14 protein-coding genes and 1 other annotated feature are annotated in these 15,151 nt (G+C 43.3%); of the genes, 12 read left to right on the top strand and 2 right to left on the bottom strand.

All coding sequences use genetic code 11. From position 1 onward, the window contains the following. Positions 1-47: 47 nt before the first annotated feature. Positions 48-680 (top strand): amino acid ABC transporter permease, encoded by a 633-nt coding sequence (locus tag AC1TO4_RS08210; protein WP_482104939.1) that lies wholly within the window; start codon positions 48-50, stop codon positions 678-680. A gap of 12 nt (positions 681-692) precedes the next feature. Beyond that, positions 693-1,418, top strand: coding sequence for an amino acid ABC transporter ATP-binding protein (locus AC1TO4_RS08205; protein WP_482104912.1), 726 nt, complete (start codon positions 693-695; stop codon positions 1,416-1,418). 63 nt (positions 1,419-1,481) lie between these two features. On the opposite strand, the gene rluF is transcribed toward AC1TO4_RS08205, so the two are convergent. Further along, the gene (gene rluF / locus AC1TO4_RS08200; protein ID WP_482104911.1) at positions 1,482-2,186 is read right to left on the bottom strand and encodes a 23S rRNA pseudouridine(2604) synthase RluF; all 705 of its coding nucleotides are present in this window, start codon (positions 2,184-2,186) and stop codon (positions 1,482-1,484) included. Positions 2,187-3,106: 920 nt separating this feature from the next. After that, positions 3,107-3,334 (top strand) — a binding site (T-box leader). A 67-nt stretch (positions 3,335-3,401) separates the two neighbouring features. Here rluF and trpE point away from each other — a divergent pair. From trpE to trpA, 6 genes are read left to right on the top strand one after another with little or no spacing between them, the layout of a single operon-like run. Continuing rightward, entirely contained in the window at positions 3,402-4,775 is a 1,374-nt protein-coding gene (gene trpE / locus AC1TO4_RS08195) for an anthranilate synthase component I (RefSeq protein ID WP_482104910.1), read from the top strand. 55 nt (positions 4,776-4,830) lie between these two features. After that, entirely contained in the window at positions 4,831-5,862 is a 1,032-nt protein-coding gene (gene trpD / locus AC1TO4_RS08190) for an anthranilate phosphoribosyltransferase (RefSeq protein ID WP_482104909.1), read from the top strand. Next, positions 5,859-6,647 (top strand): indole-3-glycerol phosphate synthase TrpC, encoded by a 789-nt coding sequence (gene trpC / locus AC1TO4_RS08185; protein ID WP_482104908.1) that lies wholly within the window; start codon positions 5,859-5,861, stop codon positions 6,645-6,647. The genes trpD and trpC overlap by 4 nt, the downstream gene beginning before the upstream one ends. Continuing rightward, positions 6,644-7,246 carry a phosphoribosylanthranilate isomerase gene (locus tag AC1TO4_RS08180; RefSeq protein WP_482104907.1) on the top strand — a complete coding sequence of 201 codons (603 nt, stop codon included), beginning with the start codon at positions 6,644-6,646 and terminating at the stop codon, positions 7,244-7,246. Before trpC ends, AC1TO4_RS08180 begins: the two co-directional genes overlap by 4 nt. Positions 7,247-7,260: 14 nt before the next feature. Then, positions 7,261-8,475 (top strand): tryptophan synthase subunit beta, encoded by a 1,215-nt coding sequence (gene trpB, locus AC1TO4_RS08175; RefSeq protein ID WP_482104906.1) that lies wholly within the window; start codon positions 7,261-7,263, stop codon positions 8,473-8,475. After that, positions 8,468-9,256: a tryptophan synthase subunit alpha gene (gene trpA, locus AC1TO4_RS08170; RefSeq protein ID WP_482104905.1), complete on the top strand. Its 789-nt coding sequence runs from the start codon at positions 8,468-8,470 to the stop codon at positions 9,254-9,256. Before trpB ends, trpA begins: the two co-directional genes overlap by 8 nt. A gap of 68 nt (positions 9,257-9,324) precedes the next feature. Here the strand turns inward: trpA and AC1TO4_RS08165 are convergent, their stop codons facing one another. Then, entirely contained in the window at positions 9,325-10,155 is an 831-nt protein-coding gene (locus AC1TO4_RS08165; protein WP_482104904.1) for an AAC(3) family N-acetyltransferase, read from the bottom strand. Positions 10,156-10,272: 117 nt separating this feature from the next. Between AC1TO4_RS08165 and AC1TO4_RS08160 the strand changes: the two genes are divergently transcribed. The 4 genes from AC1TO4_RS08160 (at position 10,273) to opp4B (ending at position 15,102) form a co-directional block, all read left to right on the top strand. Further along, a complete protein-coding gene (locus AC1TO4_RS08160) occupies positions 10,273-11,247 on the top strand; it encodes a DUF4003 family protein (protein WP_482102671.1) in 975 nt (324 codons plus the stop codon). Positions 11,248-12,184: 937 nt separating this feature from the next. After that, positions 12,185-13,204 carry an ABC transporter ATP-binding protein gene (locus AC1TO4_RS08155; protein ID WP_482104903.1) on the top strand — a complete coding sequence of 340 codons (1,020 nt, stop codon included), beginning with the start codon at positions 12,185-12,187 and terminating at the stop codon, positions 13,202-13,204. Continuing rightward, a complete protein-coding gene (locus tag AC1TO4_RS08150) occupies positions 13,191-14,117 on the top strand; it encodes an ABC transporter ATP-binding protein (RefSeq protein ID WP_482104902.1) in 927 nt (308 codons plus the stop codon). Before AC1TO4_RS08155 ends, AC1TO4_RS08150 begins: the two co-directional genes overlap by 14 nt. Positions 14,118-14,133: 16 nt before the next feature. After that, positions 14,134-15,102, top strand: coding sequence for an oligopeptide ABC transporter permease (opp4B, locus tag AC1TO4_RS08145; RefSeq protein ID WP_482104901.1), 969 nt, complete (start codon positions 14,134-14,136; stop codon positions 15,100-15,102). Positions 15,103-15,151: the final 49 nt, after the last annotated feature.

The following is a 15,151-nucleotide window of genomic DNA, read 5'->3' as shown; positions in this document are numbered from 1 at the left end:
GGGTATAACTAGTGCCAGAGGTATTTATAACAATCTATGAAGTATTCATGCGAACGTACCCGGGCTTTTTGAAAGCAGCCCTTATCACATTAGAAATTACAGCAATTGCCCTAGTACTGGGTACTGCGTTAGGTATTGTTTTTGCTTTAATGAAAATATCTAAGTCAAAAATTTTACAGACAATCGCAAACCTGTATATTACTTTAATACGAGGGACTCCGCTGATTGTTCAAATCATGTTTCTCTATTATGGAATCACAAACATCGTTGTACTCTCAAACTTCTGGGCTGGTGCAATCGCGCTGGGTATTCATAATGGTGCCTATATCGCGGAGATTTTCCGTGGCGCTATACAGGGCATTGACAGAGGGCAGGAGGAAGCCAGTCTCGCAGTCGGCATGAATCGTCGTCAAGCCATGCGCAGAATCATTTTTCCACAAGCGCTGCGCCGTGCCATTCCGCCACTCGGCAACCAATTTATCATTACGATGAAAGATTCATCACTTGTATATGTTATCGGTGTTTCAGAAATGTTTGGTCTGGCGAACAGAGAAGCGGCTGCATCATTCCAGCCATTCGAAACATTTATGGTTGTTGGATTGTACTATCTCGTACTCGTATTGATCTTCACTGCACTACTGAAATGGTATGAGAAAAAGCTGGATGTTGACATTATATGAGGAGGACATTAAATGATTAACACGAAAAACCTCCACAAGTCATTTGGCAATCTTGAAGTGCTGAAAGGAATTGACCTTGACGTGGAAGCCGGGGAAGTGGTCGTACTTATTGGAGTCAGCGGCTCTGGTAAAAGTACGTTGCTTCGCTGTTTGAACTTTCTTGAAATACCCAACGAAGGTGAAATTGCAATTGATGGGCGTCACGTCAATCTAAAGAAAGATGATTTATCAAACGTGCGTGCTGAAATAGGAATGGTATTCCAGCATTTTAATCTCTTTCCACATAAAACAGTGCTTGAAAACATTACGGAGGCACCAATCATTGTTAAAAAGATGAAGAAGGAACAGGCAGAAAAAAAGGCCCGTATCATATTAAAAAAAGTTGGATTGTTGGATAAAGCAGACGTCTATCCAAGCAAATTGTCAGGCGGTCAAAAGCAACGTGTAGCTATTGCACGAGCACTTGCAATGGAACCCAAAGCACTTTTGTTTGACGAACCGACTTCAGCACTTGACCCTGAACTCGTAGGAGAGGTTCTTCAAGTAATGAAAGACTTGGCAAACGAAGGGATGACAATGGTCGTAGTCACTCATGAAATGAAGTTTGCCAAGGAAGTGGCAGACCGCATTATTATGCTAGATGAAGGTTGTATCATTGAAAATGCTGATCCAGATACCTTTTTCAACCATTCCACCAACGAACGGACACGCCAGTTTTTAGAAATGGTTGACGTTTAAAGTTGTAGAGAAAAAGCTGTCCCTCGCCTAGGTATATCAGGCGGTGAACAGCTTTTTTTCACGTTATCTTTTCGGTTCGTAGTTCAGCATCTTAAACATTTCTGACAGTTCGTCCTCAGTCAAGTCACGCCAATGTCCATTCGGCAAGTCACCAAGGTGAATGTTCATAATGCGTGTCCGCTGTAACTTGCGTACATTGTATCCAAGTGCGGAACACATACGGCGGATTTGGCGATTCATTCCTTGCGTTAAAGTCATGTTGAATTTACGCGGACCCAGTTGCTTCACTTTACACGGTTTAGTAACCGTATCTAAAATGGCAACGCCTGACTGCATCTGGTGAATGAAGTCTTTCGTAATCGGTAGATCCACAGTGACGATATATTCTTTTTCATGGCCATTCTCTTCACGCAAGATTTCATTGACGATATCACCGTCATTAGTCAAAAGGAGAAGTCCATCTGAATCTTTATCGAGCCGTCCGATATGGAAAACACGGAGTGGATGATTGACGAAATCAACAACATTTCCTTTAATATGACGTTCTGTGGTACTTGTAATGCCGATGGGTTTGTTGAGTGCAAGATAGACGAGCTGTTGTTCCGTCTTCACAATTTTTCCGTCTGCCCGGACTTCATCGCTATCTCCGACTTTACTGCCGAGCTCGGCGAGTTGCCCGTTGATTGTGATACGCCCATCCTCTATCCATTTATCTGCGCCTCGTCGGGATACGATTCCCGCTTCACTCAAATATTTATTAATTCTCATTGGAATCACCTGCTTTGTTTATTAGAACTAGTATACCGCATTGGGAATCAAACAACTAAATGAACCATATCGTGAATAAAGAAATAGAATAGGACGTTTGTTGTTTAACTAAAATAACCAGTAAATAAGATTACACACTGGGCACTACTTGTATAGTTGCTATTGGATTGCTTTGAATCAAACAATTTCCATGCCATTATCGTGATGTCTTACTAAGTAGGGATGCGATTTCATCGCATCCCTACTTATTTTTTTCGATAATCGTATGGTAGTTGTTCATCCGTCGCTCTCCAAAGACATAGCCACAAGTAGTGCTGAAGCTTTTCTGAACGATAGAATAGCTCGCTTCTCGCATGGTGAGAAGCGGCCATAGATGAAATTTTGACCGCTTAAACCCTCTACCATAGTTTCTCTATTTTAATTTTAAGGAAGTGTCACTTTCTTATAAGTAATGCAGAGAACACTATCTACAACGTGCAAGAGTGCCCGAAATTACATCTTCGGGCACTTACATCCCTATAGAAGCTCATCTATTCTTTTCTTTCAAAGCAACAGCATTTTTCAATTGAGTATTGTAGGAACGCGACAGGTGATTATTCATAACAGGATTATCCCGAAGAGTATGGCAATAAGTGACGGAGTCACTTATTGCCATACTTGCCTATCGGTTAAAGTGTCATGATTAATCCGCCGAAAGCGGGCCGGAAATAGTCCAGTGAAAATACCGATTTTCAATCTTTTTTCTCTAGCGCTTTATGCCAATAATTTCTTAATCAACAAATCTAACAAAATATATTACTTTACTGAAAAGGTTGACAATTAGGTGAATCCATAATACGATTGGATTAACATTTTTTTTAAGAGACGGGCAGAAGGTTCCGATAGCGGTGCCGCCCACGACAGACGAGACGAGAATAGCTGAGAAATTGATGAATAAGAAGAGTAGCACGGGTACGCGATTATAGAGAGTCAGTGGGTGGTGAAAACTGATTCGCGGCCAGTGTGAATGGACTTATGAGAGCCTAGTTGAACCGCTTTTTCAACTAGGACGTGAGATCCCACGTTACGGGATGTGTCTATTAGACACGCTAAGTGGAAGTAGAAATACTTCAATTAGAGGTGGCAACGCGGTAAATTCCGTCCTCTGCAATCGGACTAATCTGTCCTTTTGCAGGGGACTTTTTTATTTTCAAAAAAGAGGAGAGATGAGTAGAGATGAGTAGAGAACAGACGAGTTTAAGGACAACAATGAAAACATTAAATGGGGATTCGTTAACGCCGATATCCATTTTCAGAAGAATGCAGGGGCAGCGGAAATTTTTACTGGAAAGCTCTTCGAAGCACGAGGGGTCCGGGCGCTATTCTTTTCTAGGGATGGATCCGCTGAAGTCTTATAGCGGAAGAGATGGCAAGCTGAACGAGCACGTTTACAAGACGGGTAAGAAATATGTGCACGAGGGTGATTTGTTTGTTCTGTTGAAACGATTGATGCCGAGAATTACGGATGATTTCGATTTCCCTTTCACGGGTGGCGCAGTTGGCTACGTTGGTTACGGTGCAGGTTCCGATAGTGCGACGCGTTCCCATGACGATATGGGATTCCCGGATGTCAATTTCAATATTTATGAAACGATTATTATCTTCGACCATGTATCGAATGAAGTGACATTGTTGCATACGGAAATTAATCCGGAACAAAGTGCCCCCGATTTGGACGCACTGGCGAACAGTATGTTGAAGGGTCCTGAAAAGGAAGAGTCTACCTTTTCAATATCCGACTATAACTGTAGCGTAACGCAGCAACAGTTTGAAGATATGGTACGCGACGCAAAAGGGTATATCGAAGCGGGCGAAGTGGAACAAGTTGTACTGTCAAGGCGATTAGTAGCTGATTTCAATGGCGATCCGTTTTCACTTTATCGAAAGCTTAGAAAGCGCAATCCTTCGCCTTATATGTATTACATGGAATTTGATGATCATGTCGTCGTGGGGACGTCACCGGAAAGTTTGGTTCGCGTGGCAAACGGTCAAGTAACGACAAATCCAATTGCCGGAACACGTCGACGCGGTGTAGATAAAGCAGAAGATAAGGCACTTGAAAAAGAATTGTTGGCGGATCCGAAAGAACTTGCAGAACACGATATGCTTGTCGAACTTGGAAAGAATGATTTGGAGAAAGTATGCCTAGCGGATTCTGTTAAAGTCACAAGTTATCAGGAAATCGTCCGTTACGAACATGTCATGCACATTGTATCGGAAGCGGAAGGGACATTGTCGCCGGTGCTTCATTCGCTGGATGCATTAACGGCTTGTCTTCCAGCGGGTACAGTAACGGGTACACCGAAAAAAAGGGCGATGGAATTGATTGATGAATTGGAGAAGATGGACCGGGGCATTTACGGTGGGGCAATCGGCTACATTGGATTTAATGGAAATATGGACTTTGCATTGACGATTCGAACGATGGTGGTCAAGGATGGAAAAGCATATGTCCAGGCGGGCGCAGGAATTGTGCAAGCATCAGAACCGACAACTGAATTTATGGAAACAGCCAATAAAGCCAAATCATTATTAGATGTCGTAAAATAGGCCGCTAGTGAATTGTGTGTGAGAAAGAGCTTAGCAGAGTAGAGGAGAGATTGAGATGAGAAGTTTTGTTAAAAGAGTAGAAATGGGCGAGCATTTGATGTACGAAGAAATGCTAGAGGCTTCGAAGTTGATGTTTAATGAGCAAACGGATTCACAGGACGTCATTGATTTCCTTGTAGCATTGTCACTTAAAGAGGAAACAGCACATGAATTGGCGGCTCTTGCCGAGGTCATGAGTTCGTTCGCGCTTCAAGTAAATGTTCCACGGGAAACATTTATGGATAACTGCGGAACTGGCGGAGATGGCTCAAACAGTTTCAATATCAGTACAGCATCTGCCTTTGTACTAGCGGGCGCAGGCGTTTCAATCGCCAAACATGGCAATCGGAAAATTTCAAGTGCGGCAGGAAGCTCTGATGTATTGGAAGCACTTGGCGTTCATACGAAATTTAGCATAGATGAGACCATTGAATTGCTTCGACAAGAAAGAATTACGTTCTTATATGCACCAAACGTTCATCCGAAAATGAAACGAATCGGTGAAATTCGACAAAAAATAGGCAAGCCGACCATCTTCAATCTTGTAGGGCCTCTGACAAATCCAATCCCGTTGAAAACACAGTTCACGGGCATTAACAGACCGGACTTCACGATGGAATATGCATCCGTTTTGCGCATGCTGGGCAGAGAGCGGTCCATCGTTGTATCGGGAGCGGGCGGCATGGACGAAGCATCACTTGCGGGGCAAAATACGTTTGTACTGCTCGATAAAGGCGACCTAATTCCATTTTCACTGACAGCGGAGGATGTGGGTCTCACCCCTGCACCGATTTCCGCAATACGCGGAGGGGATGCAAAGGAAAATGCAGCAACGATTCGAGCGATATTCAATGGACGACGCGGTCCTCACTTCGATACGGTCGTGTTCAACGCTGGCATCGGATTATTCGCAAACGGGCAAGCAGAAACAATTCAAGAGGGCGTTAACCAGGCGACGGATAGTATTTTATCCGGAAAGGCACTGGAGAAACTAGAGGCTGTTGTAACATTTAGCGAAAAAATAGGCGCAAAGGCGGTGGCGAGATGACAATTCTGGACACGATTCTACTCGAGAAAAGGCGTGAAGTGCTAAGCATGTTAGCAGAGCAAGAGGTGGTGCAAGAAGCGCGACCATCACGACCTTCGTTATTCGATAAGTTATATAAATCTGAGCATCTGCAGATTATGGCAGAGATGAAACGAGCTTCTCCATCGAAAGGGCTTATCGCGGAAGGTGCAGATCCCGTTGCACAAGCAATTGCCTATTACAATGCAGGTGCAGCATGCATTTCAGTTTTGACAGATAGTCACTTTTTCAAAGGTTCGTTTGAAGACTTAACAGCAGTCGCGGACAATGTTCCTATTCCCTTGTTATGCAAGGATTTCATCGTAGATCCGGTGCAGATTGACCGTGCAAAAAATGCCGGAGCATCTGTTATCCTGCTAATTGTTGCGGCCCTTACTAACGAAGAACTTACTAACTTCCATGCTTATGCGCTGGCATCTGGCTTGGAAGTACTGGTAGAAGTACATGATGAAGCGGAGTTGAAACGTGCGCTTGCGGTAAATGCAAAACTGATAGGCGTTAATAATAGAGATCTCCGAACATTTACTGTAGATCTCAAGAGAACGGAAGAAATTGCAGCTATTTTTCCTTTTGAAGAAGAGCGTGTCTTAATCAGCGAAAGCGGGATTTGGGAACCGGAAGATGCACTTTTCGTTGCGGGAACTGGTGCAAGTGCAGTTCTCGTTGGTGAGTCGCTTATGCGTAGCGGTGAAGTTGCTGTAGCTCTGAAGTCACTTCAAGTGGCATTGCCAAAGGTAGTCAGATGACAAAAGTTAAGATTTGCGGATTAATGGAACAAGTACATGTAAAGACAGCGGTTGACGCTGGAGCAGATGCAATCGGCTTTGTCTTTGCACCCAGTAGCCGTCAAGTGACAATCGAAAAAGCGCAAGAGTTGGCAAAGGATATTCCGCCAGGGGTATTGAAAATTGGCGTGTTCGTCAATGCATCTCGAGAAGAAGTTGAACGAACATACAGGGAAGTACCGCTAGATTATGTACAGTTTCATGGAAATGAAGACACTGCATTTATAGATTCGGTTCGACTTCCTTCCATTAAAGTATTAGCAGTCCACAGTAGTGAAGACGTGAAGCAAAGTGGACAGTATGACACGGACTATTTTTTGTTTGATACACCTGGCACTGATTTTAAAGGCGGCAGCGGAATAACGTTCGACTGGCAACTTATGAAAGACGTAGGTGTACCGCAGGATAAAGTTATACTGGCTGGGGGATTGAACGTAGACAATGTTGCACAAGCGATTGAATTGGTGAAGCCATATATGGTGGACGTTTCGAGCGGGGTAGAAAGTGCAGGCAGAAAAGATGAGAACTTGATTCGCGCATTCATTAAAGCGGTTAAATAGAGGAGAGATGAACAATGGTAAAAGAAATGGATACAGCACAAACCGAAAACGCGGGGCGGTATGGCAGGTTCGGCGGGCAGTTCGTCCCCGAAACACTAATGACAGCATTAATTGAGTTGGAAAAAGCCTATGATGAAGCAGTTGCAGATCCTGCTTTCGCCAACGAAGTAAATTATTACTTAAAAGACTTCGTGGGACGCGAGACGCCGCTCTATTTTGCAGAGAGGCTCACAAAAGTGGCAGGCGGCGCGAAGATTTATCTCAAACGCGAAGATTTAAACCATACAGGAGCACATAAAATTAATAATTCAGTTGGGCAGGCACTTCTCGCAATGCGCATGGGTAAAAAGAAGATTGTAGCAGAAACTGGGGCAGGTCAACACGGAGTAGCCACGGCGACAGTATGCGCTTTGTTTGGTCTAGAATGTATTATTTTCATGGGAAAAGAAGATATCAGAAGGCAGGAGTTAAATGTCTTTCGCATGGAATTACTTGGAGCAACAGTTGTATCGGTCGATCAAGGATCAGGTACACTGAAAGATGCGGTTAACGAGGCGCTTCGTTATTGGGTAGCGAACGTAGAGGATACGCATTACATTTTAGGTTCAGCTCTAGGTCCACATCCTTTCCCGAGAATTGTTCGTGATTTCCAGCGTGTTATTGGAGTGGAGACGAGGCAACAAATTGTGGAGAAAGAAGGGCGACTACCAGACGCAATTGTTGCATGCATCGGCGGTGGGAGCAATTCAATTGGCATATTCCATCCATTTATTGACGATGAAGAAGTTGCTTTGTACGGAGTAGAAGCGGCGGGAAGCGGTATAGAAACGGGACTTCACGCGGCTGCAATTGCGGATGGAAAAGAAGGCGTGCTACACGGAGCATATATGTATGTGTTGCAAGATGATGATGGAATTATCCAGGAAGCGCATTCCATTTCAGCGGGTCTCGATTATCCAGCTGTTGGTCCGGAACATAGCCATTTACACGATATTGGACGCGTAACTTACACATCCGTGACAGACGCAGGTGCACTGGAAGGGTTACAGCTATTGGCGAAAGTGGAAGGTATTATTCCGGCGCTTGAAAGTGCACATGCGGTTCAATACGCAGTTGAGCTAGCGGGCAGTATGAGCGGAGAAGAGATACTTGTCGTTTGTCTTTCAGGCCGTGGCGATAAAGACGTCCAAACGGTACGCGATGTTTTAGGAGGTGGCCTGAATGACTAAGCACGATTTAACAAATGCGATTACTGATTGTATAAGTCACGGCGATAAAGCGTTCGTACCCTACATCATGGCGGGCGACGACGGGCTTGAAACACTAAAGAAAACGATTTTATTTCTACAAGAAACGGGCGTGACCGCAATTGAACTTGGTATTCCATTTTCAGATCCTGTCGCAGATGGCCCCGTCATACAAGAAGCGGGTAAACGTGCCCTTGCTAAAGGGGTAACGCTTCGTAAGGTATTGAAAGAACTTCTTTCATTCAAAGATGAGGTTACAGTACCACTCGTTTTTATGACTTATTTGAACCCGGTTTTAAGCTATGGCGTTGCTCAATTTGCGAAGGATTGCCGAGATAGCGGCATCAGTGGACTTATTATACCTGACTTACCTTATGAGGAAAGTGGGTTGTTGCGCCAAGAACTGACAGATTGTGAAATTGCACTCGTTCCACTCGTTTCATTAACGAGTCCGCCTGAACGCATTCAAAAAATAACAGCGGTTGCTGAAGGTTTCGTTTATGCAGTGACGATAAATGGAACTACAGGGGTACGCAATGGATTTAGTGAAGACCTTGCGATGCATATAGAACAATTGAAAGCAGTAAGTCCAGTACCTGTACTTGCAGGTTTCGGTATTTCAACACCTGAACAAGTTCAAAAAATTGGTGCATTGGCCGATGGCGTTATTGTCGGAAGCGCTATTGTGGATGCAATGCATCGCAATGATTTTGCAGCAGTGGAGGCGTTGGTGAAAGCGTCGAAAAAAGAAATATTTAGCTGAAAAAATGCCCTTCTCAACGCGGAGTACTGCGTAGAGAAGGGCATTTATGACTATTAAAATTTGCTCTTTTATACGCATACCCCTCCGGACTTTCTTCTATCTGTTACCCATTCAGTCCCGAAATCGATGAGTGGTTTCATGTTGATGATTTTGCAAGAGGCTTGCCCTAAATATCCGTCTAGCACGGCATCGGGATTCATCTCCTCAAATGCACGACCCAATTCAGGGAAAAGGTCGGAATCGACATCCGCCATATCGAAAGTTGCCCAAATTCGTTCTCCATTTTGAATGATGGCAGCGCCTTGTGGGAAAGCTGTAAGGCCGGGAGCCAAATACTCGGACAGGTGAAGAGCTGTACAAGATTCGTAACTTACACCAATCATGACGACTTTTACATCTGTGTCCAGCATAGTGCCGAGGGGAGAACTCATCCCGAATGAATCACCAATCGGGTGTTCATTCATCCATTCCATTGCGTTTTTCCCCCATGCTATGAACGAATGAGCGGGATGAGGGCTACGGATAGTTTCCGGATGACGATGTAAGCAGTCTGCAATTTTCCCCATTTCACGCAAAGGAGTTAGATGCTTGTCGAAAGCGGGAATGGATTGACGAATGGGCTCGTGCCAGGCTTGAGGAACAGGAGGCAGCATCCAGTAAGACGGATCGGAATTATCGCCTGACTGTGCGGGCATGACAATCGTTCCGGAACGAGTTACAGTTTCTATCAGTGCCTCAACCACAGCTTGTGCACCTCCCGCAATCCAACCCATCGATTTTAGTGATGAGTGGACTATGAGGTGATCACCTGATATGATGCCTAAGGCGTTGAGTTGCACTTTTAATGATTCTTTTGATTGGAATGAATGTGTTTGTTGAATAGCTTCGAACTCTGCCATTGATACCACCCGATTCTATAGATATTAAAAAAAGCATAGCAACTTGTAATGGATTTGCCAAGTTTTGTGAAACCTTTCGGAGGGACAAGCGTACATATATAAAAGGAGATGTGTTTAATGGATGCGTTTGTGATTAGAGAAGAAGTCGAAACGACATATGAAAAAGTGAAGTCGTTGGCAGGTTGGACGGTGGATAAAAACGTCGTACTGACAATTACATCGTATTACGTTACATCTGAGAGGGAATTTGATGCCGCAAGTTTAAGCCGTGTGATGGATACACTTAAGAGTAGAGCCGGCTGGCTATCACCGCTGCGTGGCAATCTCCTTCCGATGATGGCCGCATTTCTGGATCAGCCTGGTGCAGATATCGATAAAGAAGCCGATCGGTTATTTGCGAAACAGCAAGCCTTAAAAGGCCTAGGTTTTCGCAATACGATCCATTCTTATCTGGCTGCACTTCTTTTGACGGACAATCCTGAACTTTATGAAAATGAAGCTCGCCAAGCAAAACGACTTTATGATGCTATAAAAAAACAACATTTCTTTCTAACATCGGATGACGACTATGCGTATGCGGTCTTACTTGGAAAAAGGGGTGCTGATCCAACTGAGCACGCCAAGTCAATGCGCGTATATTATGATGCCTTGAAAACGGAAGGTTTCCGTTCTGGGAATGAACTGCAATGGCTATCCCAGGTTATGACATATATACAAATTGAATACGATCCAAAACTGGTAGCCAGAGCTGCGGAAGTACTCTCACTTTTTAAACGGAATACGAAAGTGCGGCCAGTTCATTATCCGATGATTGGTTTCCTGACAGTCTTTGAGGTGGATGATCCCGAATTGATGAATATCGTCGAACTGACGCATACATTAGAGGAATCAAAACCGTTCAAATGGAATCGAGAGATGGCACTATCCATCGCTATTGGATATGGTATGCATAAGTTAACTGAGAGTGCAGAAGAAGCATGTATTAGGCTTGCAACATCTGTCGAATTGATAATACAGGCACAGCAAGCAGTGATGGCTGCTACGATTGCGGCAATGGTTGCATCTACTGCGTCCAATTCAACAAACAGTTGAATTGGAAACGATTAGAAGAATGGAAGACCACTATTTATATAGTAGGAACTTGAATTTGCGACATTTATTATTATTGTAAAATGTGTATATATATAAGTATTTATCCGCAATCGACATAAAAAGCATAGTACTCTTCTAGGGGATAAATGAATAATTACTTGATGAAATATTATTCTCAAATGAATAAATTATGCGTGAACTAGTGAGTTCTGCTAGAGAGAATTGTCGATTGTTGGGATGCCTCCCGCGCTAAGCCGGAAAGAAGAGCAGGGACGGATTGAACTGCATCCCTCCATCAGTCTTATCGCTTCGGCTACCACGAAGTCGTACCTGCGCTGGAGAGTCTATTTTTAGTTTAAGGAAGTGTCACTTTCTTATAGATTAAAGCAGAGAATACAATGTACGACGTGCTTATGTGCCCGAAAATTCATCTTCTAGCACTTACAATCTCTATAGAAAGTCATCTATTCTTTACTTTCAGAGCAACTGCATTTTTCACTTGAATATTGTAGGAACGTGGCAGGTAATTATTTACCACACTTGCCCCTCGGTGAAAGTTCCGGTTTTCAAGCCCGACTGTCCAGCATTTTAGGCAAGCAAATGGTTGATCAATAGACATGCAAAATCACTAACACTATATGTTTACCAAAAAAGGATTTCACCCAAAAGGGATGGAATCCTTTTTGTATTTTAGACAGAAAAAGAATATAAATCCAAAAAAAACTTAAAAAGTATTTCGGACTTGGAAACGCTTTCATATCGGCGTTTGTAATATATTTGTCACATGTGAAATATTTCGTGTATTTAGTATTCTAATAAAATAGTATTGTCAACTAGATTTTTCTGTAGTATATTGGGGCAAGCAATTAAATATCAGAAAATTTACTATTCATTTTTCATTTTTCATAAGTTTACGTTATGTAAGGAGGAAGTTTTCTTGGGAAATCCAGTATTGGAAATTGAACATCTCCGCACCTCGTTTAAAATTAAGGGTGATTACTATGCAGCGGTTGATGATGTTTCCTTAACAGTCCATGAGAATGAAGTGGTCGCAATTGTAGGAGAGTCGGGTTGCGGAAAAAGTGCATTAGCCCTTTCCATTATGGGTCTTCATAATAAGAAAACGACGAAACTTGAGGGGCAAGTTAACTTCAAAGATCAGAATCTTTTGAATCTGACAGCGCGCAAGTTGAACAAAGTCCGAGGCAAAGACATAGGAATGATTTTCCAAGATCCGATGACTGCACTCAATCCGTTGGCGACAATTGGCAGACAGATTGAAGAACCTATGGATTATCACATGAATCTTTCGTCTGCGGCTAAAAAGAAACGTGTTCTTGATCTTCTGAACCGTGTAGGTATTAAGAATGAACAACGCGTTTATAAGCAATACCCACATGAATTGTCTGGTGGTATGAGACAACGTGTCGTCATTGCGATTGCGTTAGCTTGTGATCCAGTTGTTCTAATTGCGGATGAGCCTACGACTGCTTTGGACGTAACGATTCAAGCGCAAATCATGGATCTCATGAAGGAACTTCAAAACCAAATCAAATCAGGCATTATCCTAATTACGCATGACCTGGGTGTCGTAGCTGAAATGGCTGACCGTGTAGCGGTTATGTATGCCGGAGAAATAGTGGAAATTGCGGAGGTTCGTGAGCTATTCGCTAATCCGTTGCATCCCTATACACGCTCACTGCTAAATTCAATTCCTGCGAATATGGAAGCGAAGGCGAAACTTCACGTTATCGAAGGAATCGTGCCTTCTATACAAAATTTGGACCGTGAAGGTTGCAGGTTTGCCCCAAGAATTCAATGGGTGGCTAAGGAAGAGCATGAAGTGAATCCCAAACTAAATGAAGCACTGCCAGGACATTTCGTTCGTTGCAGTTGCTACAAAAACTTCCACTTCCCAGAGGAGAGATTAGGAGAAGTGAATTATGTCATTACTTAGAGTCAATAACTTAAAAGTACATTATCCAATTCGTGGTGGTTTTCTCCGTCGTGTCGTCGATCAAGTAAGAGCAGTTGACGGTGTAAGTTTTGACTTGCAACCAGGTGAAACATACGGTCTTGTGGGTGAGTCTGGTTGTGGTAAGACGACAACTGGACGAGCAATTATAGGACTAAATAATGCAACAAGCGGGGAAATTTTGTTCGAAGGAAATGACCTTGCAAAACTGAGACGTTCAGAAAAAAGAATACATACAAAAGATATTCAAATGATTTTCCAGGATCCGTATTCATCACTGAATGGACGGAAGAATGTCTTGAGTATAATTGCTGAACCGCTACGGAATTATGAACGCATGTCACCTGGTGAAGAATTGAAAAAGGTTCAAGCGCTAATTGAACGAGTTGGATTGAATCCGGAGTCGATTTACAAATACCCCCACCAATTTTCCGGTGGGCAAAGGCAGCGTATTGGTATCGCGCGAGCACTGACATTGAATCCGAAATTGATTATTGCAGATGAACCTGTTTCAGCACTGGATGTATCGGTTCAGGCACAGGTTTTGAACTTCATGCAGGAAATCCAAAAAGAATTTAATCTGACGTACTTGTTCATATCGCATGACTTGGGCATCATACAGCATATGTGTGACCGTATCGGAATCATGTATAAAGGTCGTTTTGTTGAAGAAGGTACGGCGGCTGATGTCTACAATAATCCTCAGCACTTATACACGAAAAGACTAATTGCAGCAATTCCGGAAATGAACCCGGAAAAGCGATTTGAGAAAACGAATCTTCGTAAGTCCATTAACGAAGAATACCGGGCAAACTATGATAGTTATTTCGATAAAGATGGACGGATGTTCGATCTGAAGAGGGTTTCCGATACGCATTCCGTTGCATTGCAGTAAAGGAGATTATGAAAAGATGCTGACATTTATTCTTAGAAGAACGTTAATCATGATTCCGCAACTAATCCTTCTCAGCTTAATAATCTTTTTGCTTGCAAAAGCAATGCCGGGCGATGCGGTAACGAGTGCCTTTCAGGGCAACCCGGATGCAACGCCAGAACAAATAGAGAAGATTCGTGAAAAACTTGGTCTTAATGATCCTTGGTATGTTCAATATGGAACATGGATTGGAAATGCGGTTCAGGGTGACCTAGGTCAGTCATATACGCACAAACAACCGGTCACGACATTACTTGCCGGGAGAGTTGCCAATACACTGCTGTTAGCAATAGGTACATTAATTGTCACGTATATAATTGCTATTCCACTTGGCATTATTGCTGGGAGATGGACAGATACGTGGGCGGATAAAATCATTGTCACGTATAATTACTTCGCATTTGCAACACCGCTATTCGTTTTTGCGTTATTAATGCTGTTTTTATTCAGCTTCATATTAGGTTGGTTTCCAATCGGTGGCAGTGTCGACATACGGGCTGAGGCAGGATCGTGGGAATATATCGTCAGTAAAGTGGAGCACCTCGTTTTACCCGTCATGTCAGGTGCATTACTTATGACGTTCGGGACCATCCAATACTTACGTAACGATATTATCGATACAAAGTTGAAAGATTTCGTCAAGACTGCCCGTGCTAAAGGGGTTCCGGAAGGTAAAGTGTATACGCGTCATATCTTACGCAACTCTTTGCTACCGATTGCGGCATTTCTGGGCTATGAAATTACTGGTCTTATTGCCGGTTCAATCTTCATCGAAATGATTTTCAGTTATCCCGGACTCGGAAAACTTTTCATAGAGTCGGTCTTGGGACGTGACTTTACGGTGGTTACAGCTCTTGTCATGATTTCAGGCGCAGCTGCAATTGTCGGGACGATGCTATCGGATATTATCCTCAGCATTGTCGATCCACGTATCCGTATTGACTGATGAAAATGAAGAGAAAAGATGAGGAGGGGAAACGAGTGGTAGTCTTAAA

Source organism: Sporosarcina sp. Y838, assembly GCF_056786515.1.
The sequence above is the reverse complement of the archived record's forward strand: the minus strand, read 5'-3'. Positions and strand labels throughout refer to the sequence as shown.

Bases quoted from the DNA above. Each gene is read 5' to 3' on its own strand.
- trpB (WP_482104906.1), top strand. From the start codon at position 7,261: ATGGTAAAAGAAATGGATACAGCACAAACCGAAAACGCGGGGCGGTAT.
- opp4B (WP_482104901.1), top strand. From the start codon at position 14,134: ATGCTGACATTTATTCTTAGAAGAACGTTAATCATGATTCCGCAACTA.
- AC1TO4_RS08180 (WP_482104907.1), top strand. From the start codon at position 6,644: ATGACAAAAGTTAAGATTTGCGGATTAATGGAACAAGTACATGTAAAG.
- trpE (WP_482104910.1), top strand. From the start codon at position 3,402: ATGAGTAGAGAACAGACGAGTTTAAGGACAACAATGAAAACATTAAAT.
- trpC (WP_482104908.1), top strand. From the start codon at position 5,859: ATGACAATTCTGGACACGATTCTACTCGAGAAAAGGCGTGAAGTGCTA.
- trpA (WP_482104905.1), top strand. From the start codon at position 8,468: ATGACTAAGCACGATTTAACAAATGCGATTACTGATTGTATAAGTCAC.
- AC1TO4_RS08205 (WP_482104912.1), top strand. From the start codon at position 693: ATGATTAACACGAAAAACCTCCACAAGTCATTTGGCAATCTTGAAGTG.
- rluF (WP_482104911.1), bottom strand. From the start codon at position 2,186: ATGAGAATTAATAAATATTTGAGTGAAGCGGGAATCGTATCCCGACGA.
- AC1TO4_RS08165 (WP_482104904.1), bottom strand. From the start codon at position 10,155: ATGGCAGAGTTCGAAGCTATTCAACAAACACATTCATTCCAATCAAAA.
- AC1TO4_RS08210 (WP_482104939.1), top strand. From the start codon at position 48: ATGCGAACGTACCCGGGCTTTTTGAAAGCAGCCCTTATCACATTAGAA.
- AC1TO4_RS08160 (WP_482102671.1), top strand. From the start codon at position 10,273: ATGGATGCGTTTGTGATTAGAGAAGAAGTCGAAACGACATATGAAAAA.
- trpD (WP_482104909.1), top strand. From the start codon at position 4,831: ATGAGAAGTTTTGTTAAAAGAGTAGAAATGGGCGAGCATTTGATGTAC.
- AC1TO4_RS08150 (WP_482104902.1), top strand. From the start codon at position 13,191: ATGTCATTACTTAGAGTCAATAACTTAAAAGTACATTATCCAATTCGT.